The organism is Flavobacteriales bacterium, assembly GCA_020635855.1.
Classification (GTDB): domain Bacteria; phylum Bacteroidota; class Bacteroidia; order JACJYZ01; family JACJYZ01; genus JACJYZ01.
Map to the genome: position 1 here is coordinate 84,956 of JACJYZ010000002.1, position 19,899 is coordinate 104,854.

Consider the following 19,899-nt stretch of genomic DNA (forward strand, 5'->3'; position numbering starts at 1 on the left):
GCCCATGCTTGTATACTTCATCAGCGGATTGGGTGCCGATCACAGGGTGTTCAAAAACCTGGAACTTCCAGGCATTGAAATGAAATTCCTTCCGTGGCTGATCCCGGAAAAAGATGAAAGCCTGCACGACTATGCATCACGCATGATCCGTGGTATTGATACATCCGAACCCGTGCGGATCGTGGGCGTGTCTTTCGGCGGTATCATGGCACAAACCATCGCAAGCATGATCACTTGCCGGCAGATCGTGCTTATATCCAGTGTGCGGTCGCCGGAGGCGTATCATAAGTTTGTGAAATGGGTGAGCAAGGTGAGGTTGGACAAGGTTTTTCCAATGGCGGGATTGCAACATTTCCCAAGAAAGGGGATGGACTATTACTTCGGACTGGAAACGCGGGAAGACTCCGACCTGCTGCGCGACATGATCGGGCATGCCGACAAATACCTCCTGCGATGGTCGGTGGAACAGGTGCTGCAATGGACACCGCCGAAGCTGTCGGTGCGTGTATCACACATCCACGGCACGGAAGACCGCATCTTCCCGGTGCAGTATGTGAAAGACGCGACGTTGATCCCCGGCGGTGGTCATTTCATGGTGCTGAACAAAAGCAGGGAAGTGGAGGAAGCGTTGGAATTATTAATTAGGGATTAGGAATGGGGGGAAAATTTCGTGGCAAGTTTCCCACCTCCGCCAAGGCTACGGCGGGCAGGCAAGTTTAGGTTATTAACCGGAATGCCTTGCAAAAAACGAACATCGAAAAACGGTCAACGGATGCTAATCAAGTGATTCTTTTGATGCACGCATATCAAGGATCTGTATCTGACCTTTGAGGGGTTTGATTCGATAGGTGATGATGGTGTATCGGTTGAGGGGCCTCTTCTTATTTTCTTTTTCTTTGAAACCGGGAGTAGTTCAGGGTATGTCCTGAGTGTTTTGAAGAAGCCATGAATATCCTTATGGAAGGCATCCAACTCTTTCCCGGTCCAGTTGGATTCAAGGTATTCCAATATGCGGTTGTAACCTTTGGCAGCCTGAGGGGTCCAAACAATTTCTAACGCCATTTGCGCGGGTTGCCCATCACTTCCTCGTGTGTAATCAGTTTGTTCTGGTTGGCTTCCCTTATTCCTGCTTCAATATCAGATCGTTCTTCATCACTGAGTCTGTCCCACCAATCTGATTCGGTTACTTTTTTGCGGTAGTTCAAAAGGCTTTTGAATACTTCGATAAGGGCAGGGTCTTTCACCTTGTCCAATTCCGTTTTGATCCACTTGATTTCCGCTTGAAGGTTCATCTCTTCAGGTTGCTCATGCTTGCTTTACCACCCAAATTACGGCATTTTCCAGGTAATTGTTGCAAAAGGTCCTTCTCACGTCTTCTGCTTCTTCTTCTTTGCTGCCGGAAACAAAATGTTGTTCAGGATCAGCCGGTATCCGGGTGAGTTCGGATGCAGGCTGAGGTCGGTCGGCGGGTCGCCCACCAGGTGGCGGTAGTCTTCCGGGTCGTGTCCGCCATAGAAGGTCCATGTGCCTTTGCCGTATTCCCCGTGGATGTATCTCACTTCATTGGCCGCTTTGGTTTCACCCATCACCAGCACCGTGGGTTTTACATATTGTTTGCGGAATGCAGTGGTTTGCCCCATGAAGCCCTTGATCACCATTTCGTGGTTCTGGCACAACATGGTGGGTACAGGGTCCCACTTCGCAGAGAACTCGAACAGGGTGAAGTAGTCGAGGTTTTCGTTGATCACGCGGGGCGGGGGGTAGTTCGGACTGTTATCGATATTGGAGAACTCGTACTGATAAGGATCGGTGGAGAGCTGGAAATTGGTGAATGCAAAACATTTGCTGTAATCCAGTTTGCTGTTCATCTGCGGGTCGGCGGCATCTCCGTCGAACATGCTTTCGCAGATGTCAACCCCTTCCGCTGCCAGGGCGATGTCATACGAATCGGTGGCGGAGCACATGGCAAACAGGAAGCCACCACCGGCGGTGAAGTCGCGGATGTGTTTGGCCACCGCCAGCTTCAGTTCCGACACTTTGGAGAATCCCAGCTGGTGGGCCATCGCTTCGGTTTCCCGTACCTGTTCCTGGTACCAGGCGTATTGGGCATAGGCGCGGTAAAACCTTCCGTACTGTCCGGTGAAGTCTTCGTGGTGGAGGTGCAGCCAGTCGTACAGTGGAAGTTTTCCTTCAATGATCTCTTCATCGTACACCACATCATAGGGGATCTCGGCGTAGGTCAGCACCAGGGTCACGGCATCATCCCAAGGTTGTTTGTTCTTGGGTGAGTACACGGCGATCTTCGGGGCCTTCTCCAGCTTCATCACATCCATGTTCACTTCCGGGTCGGCGATTTCGTTGAGGATCTGGGTCACCTGTACGTCGGCAAGGATTTCATAGGAAACACCGCGGATGACGCATTCGTTCTCGATGGCGCTGTTGCGCTCGCACAGGAAACTTCCGCCGCGGTAGTTCAGCAGCCACTTGACTTCGATGTTGTGCTGCAGTACCCAGTAAGCGATGCCGTAAGCTTTGAGGTGGTTCTTCTGGCCGTCTTTGTCCATCGGGATCAGGATGGACGCTGCCTGCAGTCCAAATGAAATGAACAGGCAGGCCGTGAGCAGGATGAATGGAAGCGAACGTTTAGAACGGCTGGTTCTCGTCGTCTTCAATGTCATCCATGCGTGATGACCGTGTGATGGTATTGGGTCCTTCCTCATGCGAATGGAAGGGAGCATCGAAATCATTCGTCTCCCAATCTTCAAATTTAGCCAACTTATCAATAAAACGCAGGGGAACGTCAACAAGTGCGCCGTTACGGTGTTTTGCGATGATGATCTCCGCCAGTCCGCGTGTGGGGTTGTTGTTTTCATCCACGTCCAGTCCATAGTACTCGGGGCGGTAGATGAACATCACCATGTCGGCGTCTTGTTCGATGGCACCCGATTCACGAAGGTCGGACAGTTGCGGACGTTTGCTACCGCCGCGGTTTTCAACGGCGCGACTGAGCTGTGACAGTGCGATCACCGGCACATTCAGTTCCTTGGCGATGCTCTTGAGTGAGCGGGATATGGTGCTGATCTCCTGTTCGCGGTTGCCTTTGCTGTCGCCGCCGGCGGTCATCAGCTGCAGGTAATCCACGATGATCAGTTCGATGTTGTTCTGTTGTTTCAGTCGACGTGCCTTTGCGCGCAATTCGAAAACGGAAAGAGCGGGTGTATCGTCGATGAAGAGCGGGGCTTCTGCCAGGCGGGTGATCTTGGCATTCAGCTGTTGCCACTCGTGGTCTTCCAGGTTGCCTTTCTTCAGCTTTTCAGCTGAGAGTTGGGCTTCCGCCGCGATGAGACGATTGACCAATTGAAGCGACGACATTTCCAGGGAGAAGATGGCGACAGGCTTATTGAACTGAACCGCGGCATTGCGGGCGATGGACAACACGAATGCCGTTTTACCCATACCGGGGCGGGCAGCGATGATATCGAGGTCTGAGCGTTGCCAGCCGGAAGTCACGCTGTCGAGTTTGGAGAACCCGGTGGGTACGCCCGTGAGTCCGTCGGTGTGGTTGCGTGCGGCTTCGATCTCGCGGATGGCCTGGCTCAGCAGGGTAGACATGCGGTCGTAGTTCTTGCGCACGTTTTGTTCGGTGATATTGAACAGGTTCTCGCCGGCTTTGTCGAGCAGGTCGAAGGCATCGTTGGTTTCCTCGAAACCGTCGCGGATCATTTCCGAACCCAGCGAGATTAATTGACGCTGGATGTATTTCTGCAGGATGATACGGGCGTGGAATTCCACGTTGGCTGCGGAGGCCACGCGGTTGGTCAGCTGGGAAATGTAATAAGGTCCGCCGGCCACGTCGAGGTTGCCGGATTTTTTCAGTTCGTTGGTTACCGTGAGGATGTCGATGGCTTCCGCTTTGCTGAACAGTTGCTGGATGGCTTCGAAGATCATCCTGTTCGCATCCTTGTAGAAACACTCCGGCTGCAGGATGTCGATCACCGCACTCAACGCATCCTTCTCCAGCATCAGGGCGCCCAGCAGGGCTTCCTCCAACTCAACCGCCTGCGGCGGAACCTTCCCGTGCTCCGACGCAATCGTGGAGATGGCGGCAAGTCCGTTACGCCGTTTCGCGGCTCTGTCTGTGATCTTCAAATTTTCCATGGCCCCCAAAGGTAGAAAAAGAATGACCCCTCCATCGGGTGAGATTTTAACATTCGGTTAACCTGCTTTGTAAACAATTGTTCATAAGTAGACGCATAAAATCGAATGTCAATTGCACCGACTATAAATATAGTTTATAACCAGCAATCCATGTTGCAAACCAGGATGATATTTGAATGGTAACCGGGTATTTTGCCACAAAGGCACGAAGACACAAAGTATCTCACAGACAAATTCGTCTTTGTGGCATTTTATTCCTAAGGGCTTTGCCCTCTTTTTAACTCCACCTTCACAGAGATTAGATTCTTTATTAAATTGAACGCTGAGATGGTAGTTATGACAACGATTTCCATGAAGAAAGTCATTCGGAACCGCCTGCTGTGCGCACTGTGTGCCGTGCTGTTATTCGGGTGTGCCAAAGACAAGGATGTGAACGATCCGGTGGTCACATGGACGCAACCCGCCGTGGCTTCTTCCTATGATGTGGGCGATAGCGTGGAAGTGGATGCCTGGGTGGAAGATGACGTGCAGTTAACATCCGTTCGTGTATCCATTGTGAACCCATCGCTGGTGGCCGTGCTGCCGGTGGCCGTGACACCCGTGGAGGAATACAAACGCAGGGGCATCCGCATGTCCATCCCCCTGGATGATGTGCACCTGCTTTCGGGAAAACACTTTGTATTGATCTACGCATCGGATGGTGTCAACGAAACCCGCAGCTTCCGCGAGATTTACATCCATGCATTTCCACCGGAAAGAGAAGCCATTTATGCATTGACCGACCGCAATGGCAAACCCGTGGTGGTGCGGTATGACAGTATTGCCACGGAAGTCATCACCGGCACCGGGGACTACAGCACGGCGGCCATCAACTCCTGGGACCACCAGCTGTACCTGTGCGGCAGGGCTACCGGCGACCTTGAAGCGTACCGGCTTAGCGATCATCAGCTTGCCTGGTTGAAGTCCGGACAAACCAATCTACCCTGGAATACATTTGAAGGCGTGTATGTGAACGACCGCACCTGCTATGCCCTGTACCGCGATGGCCGCATCATCGGGTTCGACCTCTTCGGCAATGCCGTGTTCAATGCAACGGTTACGGAAGGTTACCGGCCCGTTTTTCTTTTCCAGCATGCCGACAAGCTCGTGTGTGTGGAAAAGGAAAATGTAGGCGGAAAGGAAAAGTTCGTGCTCATCAACACCGTGGGCGGCGTGGGGTTGCAGGAGGCATTGCTCGACTTTGCGGTGGTGCGGGTGTTCACACGCGACAGCGATCACCTGATGGTGTTTGGAAACCGGTCGGGTCAGGGTGTGATCATGGAATATACCTTGTCACAAAACGGGTTCTGGGAGCCGCATACGTTGCCGGCGGGTGTGTTGTCGGACGCGGTGCAGGTGGATGCCAACACCTACCTGGTATCCATGGCCGACGGCATTCGCAAGTTCACATACAACCCTTTGGGTCTGGTGGATTACATCCCGGGTGTGTCGGTTCAATGCATGGCGTACGACAGTGCGTCGGATGAAGTGATCACCGGTTCGGGACAGGTGCTGGGCAGGTATGCCTATGCGGGCGCCGTGCCGGTGAACCAGGTCATACTGTCCGACTCCATTGTGAAGCTGATGGTGCTTTGGAACAAATAGCGATCAGGAAGTTTTTTGAACCACATAGGCACATAACACACATAGGCTATGTGTTTTTTCTATTGTGACCTATGTGTCTATGTGGTTCAAATCAGGAAGCCTTGTCCTTTGCTTTCTGCTCTTTTTCCAGGTCTTCCTCGCCTTCGATCACGGGGCCCATCGCAGAGAACTTCATGATGCGGTCGTGAATGCGGTCTTCCGGTGCCATGGCATCCAATACGGCCAGGTGTTTCATGATTTCCTTTTTCACGATGGCGATGGCTTCGTCGGGGTGGGTGTGTGCACCGCCCAGGGGTTCTTTGATGATGCCGTCGATGAGTTTGTTGGACAGCATGTCTTCGGCGGTGAGCTTGAGGGCTTCGGCGGCTTTTTCCTTGAAGTCCCAGCTGCGCCACAGGATGCTGGAGCATGACTCCGGGGAGATCACGCTGTACCAGGTGTTTTCCATCATCAGCACCTTGTCGCCGATGCCGATGCCGAGTGCACCTCCGGAGGCGCCTTCACCGATCACGATGCAGATCACGGGCACGCGCAGCTGCGTCATCTCAAGCAGGTTGCGTGCGATGGCTTCGCCTTGTCCGCGTTCCTCGGCTTCCAGTCCGGGATAGGCGCCCGGGGTATCTATTAAGGTCACGATGGGTTTGTTGAACTTCTCCGCCATTTTCATCAGGCGGAGGGCCTTGCGGTACCCTTCGGGGTTGGCCATACCAAAGTTACGGTACTGGCGCATCTTGGTGTTGATCCCTTTCTGGTGACCGATGAACATGATGGAGCGCCCTTCAATGGAAGCGAACCCGCCCACGATGGCTTTGTCGTCTTTCACGGTGCGGTCGCCGTGCAGCTCCAGGAAGCTGCCTTCGTCGGTCATGCCCTGAATATACTTGAGGGTGTAGGGGCGTTCGGGGTGTCTGGACAGCTGCACGCGCTGCCAGGCGGTGAGGTTGCCGTATACCTTCTTGCGTGTCTCGTCGATCTTCTTGAGCAGCTGATTCTCCGTTTCGGAGGTATCCACGCTTCCTTCGGACTTGACCTCCCGGATCTTGTCCAGTTGGGTCATCAGTTCTTCAATCGGCTTTTCGAATTCCAGGTATATCATGATGATGGATGATGGCTAAAGCCCCGCAAGGTACAAAATCCGGTGGGGAAGTGCCAGAGGGGTGAGGGATAGGGGGTAAGGGGGTAAGGAGGTAATGAAGTAAGGAAGTAAGGAAGTAAGGAAGTAAAGGGTGTATGATGGGGGAGTGAAGGAATTGTTGTAGATTTTGAGACGGGATAACCGATTGGCAAGTACTTTCAAATGATGCGACCATTCATCTTTTCACTGACAATTTTACTATTGAACGGTTGTGGGCCTTCTGCCGTTCAGACCAATAACCCACGGGATGACACTTTGGCCAATGACAACATACCTGAATCAACCAATAGACGGTATTTGCAGCCTGACAGTCTAATCTCGACTGCTGGTGACTTTAATGGGGACAGTCATCAGGATTTGGCAACCGTTGTTCCTCCATCGATGGATAATTTGGGTCACTGCGAAAAATGCATCACTAAAATCGCCTTCTCCGACAGCATAGACACCTTGACAATTCCTTATGAAGCAAATGGTGCAATCATTTTTAATGCGGGTGACTTAGACGGTAACAAGACGGATGAGTTACTTGTAATTCCAGGCTGGTTTAACAGCTGTCTCGGAACGCAATGGGTCTATACTTACAGGATCAACAAATGGGATACGGTAGCAAGCGGGCAAATCAATCGCTGTATTCCGCAAAACACAATCAAAAAAATAAAGAACGGACTGTTTCAAATGACTCAGTATATGGATGGGCAAGACAGCATAACAACAATGAAAATTAAATAGTAAGATAAACACATTACACTTTGAGTCACCATAGATTTGCAACTATTAGTTAGGCGTTAGGCGAAGGTTGTACCTTCGTCTTTTTATCCTGTAGCATTCGCTACATAAGCTGCCCGTGTAAGAGAACAATTCATACATTACACTCGACTGTATGGCTGACACCCGCTAAACCACCATGACGAAGTTCTTCACATATTGCTTCGACAAATGGTGGAAACCCATTCTGTTTTCTGGTTTCACCCTCGGGCTTGTTGTAGCAAGTGAATTCATCCAGAACAACATTTTCGGGTGGTTTAGCTTCATGCTTTTCGGGTCGGGTATGCTCGGACTTGTTATCTCCATCGTATATCAATTGATAAAAAAGCGATGGTTAAAAGCGATCCTGACCGGACTGTTCTTTGGTGGAACCATTGCTGCATTTGTGGTATACGTCTTATTCTCGTTTTTCTTGGAAACAGTGGACGGTGACAAATGGGCTGACAATTTGAAGATTCCAACGGACATACAACTTGACATACCAGTTGACCTGGCGTTAAGAAATCAAAGGCAGGATAGTGTTCCGGCATGGACCAAGTACACAGGAGATTTTCAGCTTTACAATTCGTTTCAGCCAGGATTATATGAGTACGACTTCTGGACAGGCAAAATTGAAGCCGGGACAATTTATCTTAAAGCCTTTGAGATTACCCAGGAGTATGCTCTTTCCACAGATTGGCTCCCTGAACGAAGTGCAGTCAAAATTTACAATCCAACGGACAGTATACTTAAATTTGGTACGACAACACATTTCACCATTTACGAGGGCGATTGGGGTAAACCGTATGCCGCAAGATTTGAGGTTTGGTTTAAGCCCGATAAAGGTGGACAGGAGCGAAAACTATTCATGGAAAATTATAAGATTGAAGGATGGCAGCGGTAACGGGTAAGGTTCGCATATTAGGAGCAGGTTGCACATCTGTTTTATCTTTAAATTATGACTGATATAACCCCCAAATGCTGCGACACAATGGCGTACCACTCCACCCACCACTGCACGCAGCATACAAGCAAATATGATTGTCCGGATGCTTTAGTTGACAGCAAGAGATGACAGGAAATTTGGCACAACTTATTGCATTGGCAACATACGGCAATGCTTATTTGACGACAGGAAGTTTACCTGACGACTTTTACCCGGCAAACACGACTTTTCAGTTTTGCAGATCAGTGGATTTTTTGGCGCTCAGGAAAACTTTCTTCTTTTCTAAACCGAAGGAAACCATTGTTGCAGTCACGCCAATAGATTGGTTTAAGATGCTGAAAAAAGACAGCTGCAAAAAAATTAGACTTTACTTTCAATATTCCAAGGATCAAAGTTTTGCTAAAGACCACAAATTGGCTGGCTTGGTTGGTGGTGGTGGGACGTGGTTAATTGAGACAATTTTTGACAGCTATTCTGATTATTGGGTCGGGAGATGGGAGGTGAAGGATCCAAATGCACCTGACCATAACATTTGGAAAGTAAGTTATGATTTGATAGCACCACACAACAGGACGACTGATATAAAAGTGAATCTGGATGGTGTCAAGAAAAAAATTAGCCAAACATTGACGGAGATTGCTTCCTTCGCTTCTCAATTAGAAAATCAGTATTGGATGGAGCAGTTTAATAAAGCTAAGGAAGTGCTGTCAAGTGCTAGCCCCAAAGAAAATTATTATCACAAGGATTTAATTGTTGTCGGCAATTACTCATTGAAGGCACAACAAGTTTTATTTGCCGCGGGCTGTGCTTGGGTTTTTGGTGGTATGGGTTCTTGGAACGACATCGGCTTTGACAACAAAGAGGATGAGAATAGATATGATGAACTTTCAGCACAACTTTATGACGACATTAATCAATCAATATTGGCAGTGGTTAACTCATATTGACCAAGACAGACGTAAGCCAAAGCCCGCACGTTTGTCTCCTTATTTTTTGGAATTTGCCATCCTGCTCCATCCCAACACCCCCCTTTCTTATGCGGTAAAAAGTCCAATTAATCACCGCAAATATGCGGTAAAAAAATGTATATTTGTCGCATAGCGTTTGAGCAATGGCGAAATATATCTATGAACAAAAGAACTGGACGGCCTTTACCTGGCAAGACAAAGCCATCAATGCCGTGTTCGGAGAGGTTCGCCTGATGCAAGGCAAAATCATCGGGCAGATGAACGCCCTCGGTTTTTCTGCCAAGGAAGAAGCCACGCTGACCGCATTGACATTGGACGTGGTTAAATCATCGGAAATAGAAGGTGAAATGCTCAACTATGACCAGGTGCGTTCGTCCATTGCCAGACGCTTGGGCATCAACACCGCCGGACTTGTACCAAGCAGTCGCCACGTAGAAGGCACCGTGGAAATGATGTTGGATGCCACCCAGCGTTTCAACCAGCCTTTGACCCAGAAACGTTTGTTTGGCTGGCACGCAGCACTCTTCCCCACGGGATACAGCGGTCCGTACAAAATAGAAGTGGGAAAATACCGCACCGGAGAAATGCAGGTGGTGTCGGGGGCAATGGGAAAAGAGAAAGTGCATTACCAGGCAGTAAAGCCGGAGCGCGTAAAAACGGAAATGAAAACGTTTCTGGACTGGTTCAACAAAGACAACAGTTTGGACCCTGTGCTGAAAGCAGCCATCGCTCACTTTTGGTTCATCATCATTCATCCCTTTGATGACGGAAACGGAAGAATCGGAAGGGCCATCACCGATATGTTGCTGGCCCGGGCAGAAGGCAGCGGAGAACGCTTTTACAGCATGTCAAGTCAGATATTGACCGAGCGAAAACAGTATTACAAAGTATTGCAGGATGTGCAACACAGCACGGGCGACATTACCGAATGGCTCGATTGGTTTTTGCATTGCCTCAAAAAGGCGATGCTCGCTACCGAAAACACCACCCGGAAAGTAATCCGTAAAGCGGAGTTCTGGAAACTGCACGAACACACGCCCATCAATGAACGTCAACGACGAATGCTCAACAAACTGTTTGACGGATTCGATGGAAAATTGCAAACATCCAAGTGGGCAAAAATCACCAAAACATCAACAGATACCGCTTTGCGTGACATAAAAGACCTGGTGGCAAAAGGTATCCTTCAGCCGACAAAAGAAGGTGGGCGAAATGCGAATTATGAACTGGCAGACTTCGAATGGGAATAGTCATGTGACGCAGCAACGAATGATGCGGGGGGGTATCTTCGACGAAGATTGCACTCCATACTTATTATATAAATCATGACCGATGCCAACACCAAATGCTGTGACATGATGGCGTACCACTCCACTCACCACTGCACGCAGCATGCAAGGAAATATGATTGTCCGGATACCCTGATTGACTATAGCGATAAAACCGGCGATTACAGACTCATCATTCATGACGGAGGCACATCCGGCATTCGAAATGAATATTGTCCCTGGTGCGGAAGCAGGTTAAAAAAATAATGGTAAGTGGAAATCAACGACCGCGTTATATTGAACACATTTTCCGGTACCGGTTCACCCGTTCGTAAGGTTGACCCGAAAGAAAATTACCGGAAATTAATCGGTCAGGCCGGCACCATCATAGATAAAAGAGACGATCGTGTTTTGGTTTTATTCGACTGCGAGGTGGACCTATTCGGACTGGAGAATCATAACCCCGTTAAGAACATCTTGTGGATTTTACGGATTGACCTAAGAAGGATTGGTTCCGATATGATGACGCTAACCGACACAGACCTGCTCGCCAGATACAACGGTGGACAAAGGCAGTTCAGGGATATTGAAGTTGAGGATGGCGACTTGCAAAGGACAGACCTGAAAAATATATCGTTTGATGGTTGTTTCCTGTTTTGTTGGGCGTAGGTTGTGGTTCGTTTCTTTATCTTGCAGTATGCGATATACGCTTCCTGTTGTTACATATCAATAAACCCAAATGAAATCAAAATCAATCATTCTTCTATTTGGACTAACGGCATTCTTCTTCGGTTGCGCGGAGAAAAAAGAAGGTGAACAGAAGACTACTATGCTTTCAAATTTTGTGAGCATTACGGATAACGAAGACAAAGGAATTAAGGAGATTCTTGCATTCTATGGTGGGCAATGCAAATATGCCGTTGGTGTTTCAGCTTCAACCGACCAGGGAAAGGAAAAGTATTTTGAGCTTGAAATGAGCCAAAGCGAGATAGTCGAAAAATATGCAAACATGGCTCAATTGCCGGCTTCCAATGTGGCATATATATTTTATAAAAACCTGAAGGAAGAAAAGGATCATTATCATGAGATACATACCGTCCTCACATTCAAAGACGGTGGAGAAATGACGTATACGTATCCCATGGAACAACTCGATCTGGTCGCAGGCAGAATGTCAACGGTGAACAAAATCGTGGAACTGATAAAAACAAATCAGTTTCAGGAAATCAAACCATTCCTGAACGATACCTCGGCAGCCAAATATGACAAGAACGAACTCGTTGCAAATATGGAAAAGTTGAACCCCCAACTTGGGGAGGTGAAGGAGTTCTTGCCTTACGGATTCAGGATAACGGAAAAGGAAAATGGCAAAAGGTATTTGCACATTTCAGGTGGGATACTCAGAGAAGTGCAAAACCATGAATTCAGTGCTGATTTCGATTTGGACAGACCCAAGGATGAATTGCTCATGATCAGATATTCATTATAAAAATGTGAGCAAGGAGCGTCGCATCACTTTTGCAAAATGACCTTCAAACAAAAACTGGCAGCCTACGTCATCGGGTATTTGACCGATAAAGACATTCCTGACATCGGTATAAGTGCACTCTCGGAGGGATTGGAAAGTGAAAACCTGACCATCATGGCCGGGCTTAGTGAAAACGAAAACCGCTTTGTGCTTCGCGGCTATTTTACAAAAGCCCTTGAGGATATGCAATTGCAGTTACCTGATACCTCCGAGGCGAAGATGACCATCGTTGACTACTATGCAGATGAAATCATCGCCGGAAGATTGGACCCTTATGATGGATATGAGACGCTGCAAAGGGCCATTGGATTTGATGATGATAAGGACAGGTACGATTTAGGGGAAGCTTACCGTGACTACATCGTCCTTTGGGAAACGCATACAAACGGACTTTGCTTTTATGATAAGTCCAAAACAACAAAAGAGCAATTCATCGTCGATACGAATGAGGCATTGGTGAACGCATTGAAAAGGAGAAAAGCCCGTGTTTCTGGATTGAAACGTTAAAAAAATGAAAGCAAATGGTGTGCTTCTGTTCATGGTTTTCGCATGTGCGCTCATGGCCTGCTGCATAAGTGCGAAAGAAGATTTCCTGGGCAACAACATGTATCTGTCCGAGTATAACAACGTGGACAGAAGAATACTTTACCAAAAAGAAAGTTGTGCAACAACGGGTACACAAATTGTTCCAATGACGGTGCTGGAAATTGCCCATGACGCCCACTGGATCATAGCTAAATCCGGAAACAAACGACAACAGAATGATTACAAATATTGGGTGATAAAAAACAACTACGATTCAATACCGGATGCAAAAACCGTCGAAGAAAATACAATTGAATTCGACAGTTATGATTTGTTTATAGCCTACTTAAAAGACAACCGGATTCATCTGGAGTTGGAAAGATTGGAATGAAATCCAGTTCTCCCTGGTATGCCAAATGGTAAGGCACGTTAGGCGTAGGTTGCATCTTCGTCTTTCTATCCTGTAGCATCCGCTACCCATCCTGCTCCATCACACCACACAATACTTCCGGTGTCCGAATTACTTTTCCAAACCACCACCCCACGCGACAAAGCCCAAGCCTGACGATGGCGTGCGGATGGGAACGATAGGGTGCGCAGCATAGCGCGATGGTGCTGTGCCGGATGGGACTGTGCAGGGTAAGCCCCGCGTGCCAACATCCGGCGAAGGGCATCTATCGTTCTTGATTCCTTGCCTGCCGACACGAAGGCCTGTGCAACGGCAGGCAGGGCACCCTTTGAAGAAGTTTGCTTGCCCGTCCGCAGCGCAGCGTAGGCGGGTTGTTTCTGGTTTGTTGTTTGTAGTTGGGTCAGCATTCAACTGACCGAAACCGAAAAGGGTACAGCGGATAGCGGGACGGCAGTCCGGTAGAACGATCAGCCATCCGCTACCTATCCTGCTCCATCCATGTCCTAAGGCTACCGCAATGATGTTTTGAACCACATAGGCACAGAGGTCACAATAGAAAATGTACTCTGTGCCTATGTGGTTCAAACATGGCAAAGCCATTGGTTGCTCCCATCCGCTTCAACAAACACCCATAACCCTTACCTTTACCCACCTATGCTCGTTTTCCCAAACGCCAAGATCAACATCGGCCTGCGCATTATCCGGCGCCGGCCCGACGGCTACCACGACCTGGAAAGCCTGTTCTGCCCCGTGCCCTGGGAAGATGCACTGGAAGTGCTTCCCGCCGGACACGCGGTACAGCAGGGCTTCGTGCAAACCGGTCTGCCGCTGCAACCGGGCACCAACCTGGTGGAAAAAGCCAGGGACCTGCTGGCGAAGGATTTTGACATCCCACCGCTGGGCATTCACCTTCACAAGTGCATTCCATCAGGCGCCGGACTCGGAGGCGGATCCGCCGATGCGGCCTTCGCCCTGCGCACGATCAATGAGGTGTGCAAGCTCGGACTGGACCGCCGGCAACTGGAGGCTTACGCGGAAAAGCTGGGATCGGATTGTCCGTTTTTCATCCGCAACCAACCGTGCCGGGTAACCGGCCGGGGTGAGTTCCTGGAAGAGGCGGAGGTGAACCTGGGCGGATGGCATGTGTGCATCGTGTACCCGGATGTGCATATCTCCACGGCGGAGGCTTTCGCCGGGGTGAAGCCGCGGGAACATACGGATGGACAGGACCTCATGTCGTGCCTGAAACAACCCGTGGACACCTGGAAGGATACGGTGGTGAATGATTTCGAGGCATCGGTGTTTCCGGCGCATCCGGTATTGGCGGAGATCAAACGCGGATTGTATGATGCCGGCGCGGTGTACGCATCCATGAGCGGAAGCGGTTCTGCGGTGTACGGACTGTTCCGGGAAATGCCTGCGGACCGGGAAACGGAATTCCCCGGCATATCCAAACGGATGGTGTTGTAAGAAGGTTAGTTCACCGCCTTCTGCCTGGCCGTCACGTCTTCCACCACCTTCTTTTGCTTGGCCACTTCTTCCTTCTTCTTCTCCTGGTCCTTCACGTTCTGCTCAATGTCTTTCTCGGCCTGCTCGATGCTTTTCTTGAGCTTCTCGATTTCAGACTTGTAGTTCTCGATGTCTTTGTGGGAACGCTCATTCTTGCTCACCAGTTCTTCCTGTTCCTTTTCGAGAACCGAATAGGTCTTCTCTTCTTTTTTGACGATGTCGGCGATGGCATCTTTGGTGGTCTTCACCGCGAAGTCATTCACGATCTTTTCCATGATCTTGTACTCGGTCGGATGTGCGGATGAACTCATATAGGCGCCGCCCATGTCAACCGCCACGGTGAACAGGATGGAGTTGTCTTTTTGCTTGGTCGCCTTCGCATACACGTCGAGGGTGTTCTCGGAGATCGATTTGATAAGGGCGTTGTCGGCGAAGATCTCGTCTTTGGCAGCGACTTTGGCCTTGTAGCCTTTCATAATGCTTTTCCATTCTTTTTCCACGTCGTCCTGGGTCGCTTCGTAAATGGTCACGAGAAAGGAGTTGTGGCTGCCGTCGGCGTATTTGGCGCTGCCTTCCGATACTTTGATCTTCTGGGCGTAGGTTGCCATTGTAAACAGGGATATGGCCAGGGTCAATGTGCGTTTCATAAGCGTAGGAAATTGGATGGTTATGGATGAATGCCTGACCTAAATCTAAGCATTTTTCGGCTTGGATGTATCCGATGGCAGCTCCGCATTTTTTTCATTTCCCGGATGCGCGTTCTCCGAACCCAGCGAAACCCCTCCCGATACAATGAATTTCATCACTTCGGCCGGGTTGGCGTCCAACGGTTTCACCCGGTCGGCTGAAACGATGAAAAGGTTTCCGGAAAAGGCATACGAGTGGGGCAGGTACACCGCTACCAGGTTCTCGTCGATGCCCAGCCGGGAAAGGTCTTTCTGGGTGATGAAGCCCAGTTTCATCAACTCCGCATCGGCGCTGATGCGCACCAGCACCGGTTGGTCGAATCGCTTTTCCTTGCCCACGAAGGCCGATAACAGGTCGCGGATGGAACTGTAGATAAGCTTGATCAGCGGCGTACGGTTCAGCAGGCGCTCCAGGGCATCAAACAACGATTCCACGATGTATGACGAGGTCAGGTACCCGATCAGTGTAACACCGGCCAGCAACACGGCAATGCCCAGCCCGGGAATGTCGAACGGAATCAGGTGGTCCATGAATTGCACACCTATGATCACCACATATACCGTGATGGCAAGCGGTGCGGTGTAGAGCAGTCCCTGGAAAAAGTAGGTGACGAACTTTTTCATGAGATTTTTTTCAAAGATAGCAGTTATGAAGTTGAAACGTCCCTGCCGATTCTTAGGGCATTTGAGAATCATTTTTAATTTTGACTCAGGGCGGAATCTTACCACGAAGCAATTTTCAAACAACAGCGCCCGTCATACCAGTACCATGAAGCCATCGCATCACACACACACCACCACTTTCCTGTTTTTACTTCTGTTGATCTGCGTGACACCGGGATTTGCACAGAAGGTGAGCACACAATGGGAAAACGGAAAACCGAAAAGTGAAATCGAATTCAAAGACGGCGTGCAACACGGCAGTTACACCACCTGGTATGAAAACGGCAACATGATGAAGCAGGGTCGTTTCAAGGAAGGCAGGGAAGAGGGGATATGGAAATCCTGGTACAAGACCGGTCAGCTTCGCAGCCTGGAACACTATCAACACGGAAGGGCCGACAGCGTGTGGACGTATTACTATACAGGCGGACAGGTATCCGAGCTGCAGTACTTCCTCAACGGCTTTGCCGACAGCACCTGGCAAACCTGGCACGAAAACGGCAAACAGAAAAGCGAAGAACAATACCACCTGGGCAAACGCAACGGCACCTACATCAACTGGTACGACAATGGTCAGAAAGAAAACGAAGGGGCATTTAAAAACGACACACTGGACGGGCATTTCACCCTGTGGTACCGTGACGGGAATAAGGAACAGGAAGGCGCATTTGACATGGGCAAAAAGTCGGGCGTATGGCTTACCTGGTATACCTCGGGTCAGCAAAAAGACGAGGTCCGGTATGTGGATAACAAGGAAGATGGCCTGCTGGCTTTTTGGGATCAGAACGGCAAGCAATGGGTGAAAGACGGCAACGGAACAATGGTCGAGCTTTACCCGAACGGAAAGCCCAGCCGGAAGAAGCCTTACGGGAACGGCAAGCTGAACGGCGAAGCCCAACGCTACAACGAGGAAGGATCGGTCATCGAATCGGCCCAATACAAGGATGGCAAACTTGAAGGCCCCTTCTATGCCAAATACCCCGACGGTACCCAACAGGCCGAAGGAAATTACCACGCCGATAAAAAGAAAGGCACCTGGACCTGGTGGTTCGAAAACGGGAAGGTGGACATGGAAGGTGATTTTGAAGCCGACCTGCGCACCGGTCTGTGGAAGTACAACTACGACGACGGATCAAAAAAGTCAGAAGGCAGTTTTCAGAAAGACATGCAGGAAGGCGACTGGACCTTCTGGTACCGCAACGGACAAATGTGGAAAAAGGGTTCCTACCACGAGAACCTGAAATCAGGCATGTGGACCTGGTGGTTCGAAGGCGGACAGAAAATGCAGGAAGGTCCTTTTATGAACGACAGGGAAGAAGGCGACTGGATCTCCTGGTACGAATCCGGAAAGGTGAAAGACAAAGGCTCCTTCAAGGCAGGCATCATGGACGGTCACTGGGAAGGCTGGTACGAAAACGGAAAACCCAACTATGCCGGAGACTATGCGAACAAGGTGAAGACCGGCCTGTGGAGCTACTGGTACGAAAAGGGCAACAAGGAAAAGGAAGGTACTTATAAGGAGGGTATCCAGGACGGCACATGGACGTACTGGTTCGAAGACGGCAAAACCAAAAGCACAGAAACCTTCAGGAACGGAACGAAAGACGGTACCTGCACCTATTGGTATGGCAACGGAAACAAGTTCCAGGAAGATCATTACGTGAACGGCAGGCTGGAAGGTACCCGAACCACATGGTACGAATACGGCAACGTGGTGCGCGACAAAGGACCTTATAAAAATGGTGTGCAGGACGGCCTCCACACCTACTACGACGAGAAAGGAAATGTGGTGAAGAAAGTGTGGTTCAAGAACGGAATCAAGGTGAAACAGGAATGATGAAAAAGTCGCGCGGGTATTTGCGTGTGTGACCAAATTCGCTATATTTGCAGCGGAAATATGGAGAAAATCAAAAAGAGGGGACCGACGTCCCCTCTTTTATTTCCCGAAAATAAAGGCATGAACCGCACCGATCTTGTACAGGCGTTGGAAGAGAAGTTGACCGGAAGTCCGCTGTTTATCGTGGAAGTCGATGTGCAACCCACCAACCGCGTGAAGGTGCTGATCGATGGAGACGAAGGCGTAACCATCGACCAGTGCGCGGAGATCAACCGGTTCATCCTGCAAAGGTTTGATCGCGACCAGGAAGATTACGCACTTGAAGTGTCATCCCCCGGTCTGGGTCAGCCCCTCCGCCTGCTGAGACAATATCAAAAGAACATCGGGCGGAACCTGGAAGTACAATTGAAAGACGGAACAGTGACCACAGGTACGCTGGAATCGGTCACCGACGAACATATCGTGCTGAAGCCGAAAAGCAAAAAGAAAAAGGCCGGGGCACAATCATCGGAGGAAGCGGTTTCGCTGAACCTGGCGATGGCGGATATCAGCGCAGCCAAAGTGGCGCTCGCTTTTTAACAGTGTTTTAAAAACCAATGCAGTAACGGTTATGCAAAACGTGAATCTGATCGAGTCCTTCGGGGAGTTTAAGGACCTGAAGAACATTGACAGGGAAACCATGATGAGCATCCTGGAGGAAGTTTTCCGGAACATGCTGAAGAGAAGGTATGGTACCGACGAAAACTTCGATATCGTAATCAATATTGACAAGGGTGACCTCGAGGCCTGGAGGAACAGAACCATTGTTCCGGACGATGAAGTGGAAGATCACAGTACCCAGATCCCCCTCAAAGAAGCCCTCAGGATCGAGCCCGACTTTGAGATCGGTGAAGATGTGTCGGAAGAAGTCCGCTTCAGCGACTTCGGCCGCCGCGCCATCCTCGCCGCCCGCCAGAACCTTGTTTCCCGCATCCTGGAACTGGAAAAAGACGGCATCTACAAAAAGTACAAAGACCGCGTAGGTGAAATCGTAACCGGTGAAGTATACCAGATCTGGAAACGTGAGATCCTCGTGCTCGACGACGAAGGCAATGAACTCATCCTCCCCAAATCCGAACAGATCCCCTCGGATTATTTCAAGAAAGGAGATTCCATCCGCGCCATCGTGCTGCGTGTGGACATGAAGAACAACAGCCCCGTTATCATCCTGTCCCGTACTTCACCCGTATTCCTCGAACGCCTGTTCGAACTCGAAGTACCCGAAATCTTCGACGGCCTCATCACCATCAAGAAGATCGTCAGGGAACCGGGCGAACGCGCCAAGGTGGCCGTGGAATCCTATGACGACCGCATCGACCCCGTAGGCGCCTGCGTGGGTATGAAAGGATCACGCATCCATGGCATCGTACGCGAACTGCGCAACGAGAACATCGACGTGATCAACTTCACCAACAACATCCCGCTGTTCATCACCCGCTCACTCAGCCCCGCCAAAATCTCTTCCATCAACATCAAGGAAGAAACCAAACGGGCCGAAGTGTTCCTGAAACCCGACCAGGTGAGCCTGGCCATCGGAAAAGGCGGACACAATATCAAACTGGCCGGTAAACTCACCGGTTATGAGATCGATGTATACCGCGATACCGACTCGGATAGCGAAGATGTGGATCTCGAAGAATTCACAGATGAAATTGAAGGATGGATCATCGATGAGTTGAAGAACATCGGTTGTGACACCGCCAAGAGCGTACTCGAACTGGGCGTGAACGACCTGCTGCAACGCACCGACCTTGAAGAAGAAACCATCAAGGAAGTGATCAGCATCCTGCAATCGGAATTTGATGAGTAAACCCTGAGTTCCATCAATTCCATACAAAAC

General features: G+C 49.9%; 21 protein-coding genes. 15 read left to right on the plus strand and 6 right to left on the minus strand.

Annotation, left to right across the window (positions count from 1 at the left end):
• The first annotated feature begins 4 nt into the window (after nt 1-4).
• Complete coding sequence (locus H6585_00340; protein MCB9446773.1) at nt 5-652, plus strand: alpha/beta hydrolase; 648 nt, start codon at nt 5-7, stop codon at nt 650-652.
• A gap of 400 nt (nt 653-1,052) precedes the next feature.
• Here H6585_00340 and H6585_00345 read toward each other — a convergent pair whose 3' ends face one another.
• The 3 genes from H6585_00345 to dnaB form a co-directional block, all read right to left on the minus strand.
• Nucleotides 1,053-1,292: a hypothetical protein gene (locus H6585_00345; GenBank protein MCB9446774.1), complete on the minus strand. Its 240-nt coding sequence runs from the start codon at nt 1,290-1,292 to the stop codon at nt 1,053-1,055.
• Between the two features lie 75 nt (nt 1,293-1,367).
• On the minus strand, nt 1,368-2,627 hold the full coding sequence (locus H6585_00350) for an asparagine synthetase B (GenBank protein MCB9446775.1): 1,260 nt from the start codon (nt 2,625-2,627) through the stop codon (nt 1,368-1,370).
• 16 nt (nt 2,628-2,643) lie between these two features.
• On the minus strand, nt 2,644-4,158 hold the full coding sequence (dnaB, locus tag H6585_00355) for a replicative DNA helicase (GenBank protein MCB9446776.1): 1,515 nt from the start codon (nt 4,156-4,158) through the stop codon (nt 2,644-2,646).
• 351 nt (nt 4,159-4,509) lie between these two features.
• Between dnaB and H6585_00360 the strand changes: the two genes are divergently transcribed.
• Nucleotides 4,510-5,802, plus strand: a complete 1,293-nt coding sequence (locus H6585_00360; GenBank protein ID MCB9446777.1) for a hypothetical protein — start codon at nt 4,510-4,512, stop codon at nt 5,800-5,802.
• A 91-nt stretch (nt 5,803-5,893) separates the two neighbouring features.
• Here H6585_00360 and H6585_00365 read toward each other — a convergent pair whose 3' ends face one another.
• Nucleotides 5,894-6,898 carry an acetyl-CoA carboxylase carboxyltransferase subunit alpha gene (locus H6585_00365; GenBank protein ID MCB9446778.1) on the minus strand — a complete coding sequence of 335 codons (1,005 nt, stop codon included), beginning with the start codon at nt 6,896-6,898 and terminating at the stop codon, nt 5,894-5,896.
• Nucleotides 6,899-7,099: 201 nt separating this feature from the next.
• Here H6585_00365 and H6585_00370 point away from each other — a divergent pair, with 201 nt between their 5' ends.
• The 10 genes from H6585_00370 (at nt 7,100) to H6585_00415 (ending at nt 14,795) form a co-directional block, all read left to right on the plus strand.
• A complete protein-coding gene (locus H6585_00370; protein MCB9446779.1) occupies nt 7,100-7,666 on the plus strand; it encodes a hypothetical protein in 567 nt (188 codons plus the stop codon).
• A 175-nt stretch (nt 7,667-7,841) separates the two neighbouring features.
• Nucleotides 7,842-8,585: a hypothetical protein gene (locus tag H6585_00375; protein ID MCB9446780.1), complete on the plus strand. Its 744-nt coding sequence runs from the start codon at nt 7,842-7,844 to the stop codon at nt 8,583-8,585.
• Nucleotides 8,586-8,752: 167 nt separating this feature from the next.
• Nucleotides 8,753-9,574 (plus strand): hypothetical protein, encoded by an 822-nt coding sequence (locus H6585_00380; protein ID MCB9446781.1) that lies wholly within the window; start codon nt 8,753-8,755, stop codon nt 9,572-9,574.
• Nucleotides 9,575-9,738: 164 nt separating this feature from the next.
• Nucleotides 9,739-10,845: a Fic family protein gene (locus H6585_00385; GenBank protein ID MCB9446782.1), complete on the plus strand. Its 1,107-nt coding sequence runs from the start codon at nt 9,739-9,741 to the stop codon at nt 10,843-10,845.
• Between the two features lie 75 nt (nt 10,846-10,920).
• On the plus strand, nt 10,921-11,130 hold the full coding sequence (locus H6585_00390) for a hypothetical protein (GenBank protein ID MCB9446783.1): 210 nt from the start codon (nt 10,921-10,923) through the stop codon (nt 11,128-11,130).
• A gap of 30 nt (nt 11,131-11,160) precedes the next feature.
• Entirely contained in the window at nt 11,161-11,532 is a 372-nt protein-coding gene (locus H6585_00395; protein ID MCB9446784.1) for a hypothetical protein, read from the plus strand.
• Between the two features lie 70 nt (nt 11,533-11,602).
• The gene (locus H6585_00400) at nt 11,603-12,352 is read left to right on the plus strand and encodes a hypothetical protein (GenBank protein MCB9446785.1); all 750 of its coding nucleotides are present in this window, start codon (nt 11,603-11,605) and stop codon (nt 12,350-12,352) included.
• 36 nt (nt 12,353-12,388) lie between these two features.
• On the plus strand, nt 12,389-12,898 hold the full coding sequence (locus H6585_00405) for a hypothetical protein (protein ID MCB9446786.1): 510 nt from the start codon (nt 12,389-12,391) through the stop codon (nt 12,896-12,898).
• Nucleotides 12,899-12,902: 4 nt separating this feature from the next.
• On the plus strand, nt 12,903-13,307 hold the full coding sequence (locus H6585_00410; GenBank protein MCB9446787.1) for a DUF3997 domain-containing protein: 405 nt from the start codon (nt 12,903-12,905) through the stop codon (nt 13,305-13,307).
• 672 nt (nt 13,308-13,979) lie between these two features.
• The gene (locus H6585_00415; GenBank protein MCB9446788.1) at nt 13,980-14,795 is read left to right on the plus strand and encodes a 4-(cytidine 5'-diphospho)-2-C-methyl-D-erythritol kinase; all 816 of its coding nucleotides are present in this window, start codon (nt 13,980-13,982) and stop codon (nt 14,793-14,795) included.
• A 5-nt stretch (nt 14,796-14,800) separates the two neighbouring features.
• On the opposite strand, the gene H6585_00420 is transcribed toward H6585_00415, so the two are convergent.
• The gene (locus H6585_00420) at nt 14,801-15,481 is read right to left on the minus strand and encodes a hypothetical protein (protein ID MCB9446789.1); all 681 of its coding nucleotides are present in this window, start codon (nt 15,479-15,481) and stop codon (nt 14,801-14,803) included.
• Between the two features lie 45 nt (nt 15,482-15,526).
• Nucleotides 15,527-16,144, minus strand: coding sequence for a DUF502 domain-containing protein (locus H6585_00425; GenBank protein ID MCB9446790.1), 618 nt, complete (start codon nt 16,142-16,144; stop codon nt 15,527-15,529).
• A 145-nt stretch (nt 16,145-16,289) separates the two neighbouring features.
• Here H6585_00425 and H6585_00430 point away from each other — a divergent pair, with 145 nt between their 5' ends.
• The 3 genes from H6585_00430 to nusA all read left to right on the plus strand — a co-directional run bounded on the left by H6585_00430 (nt 16,290) and on the right by nusA (nt 19,869).
• Nucleotides 16,290-18,020, plus strand: coding sequence for a toxin-antitoxin system YwqK family antitoxin (locus tag H6585_00430; protein MCB9446791.1), 1,731 nt, complete (start codon nt 16,290-16,292; stop codon nt 18,018-18,020).
• Nucleotides 18,021-18,140: 120 nt separating this feature from the next.
• The gene (gene rimP, locus H6585_00435) at nt 18,141-18,599 is read left to right on the plus strand and encodes a ribosome assembly cofactor RimP (GenBank protein MCB9446792.1); all 459 of its coding nucleotides are present in this window, start codon (nt 18,141-18,143) and stop codon (nt 18,597-18,599) included.
• 31 nt (nt 18,600-18,630) lie between these two features.
• Nucleotides 18,631-19,869: a transcription termination/antitermination protein NusA gene (gene nusA, locus H6585_00440; protein ID MCB9446793.1), complete on the plus strand. Its 1,239-nt coding sequence runs from the start codon at nt 18,631-18,633 to the stop codon at nt 19,867-19,869.
• Nucleotides 19,870-19,899 lie beyond the last annotated feature (30 nt).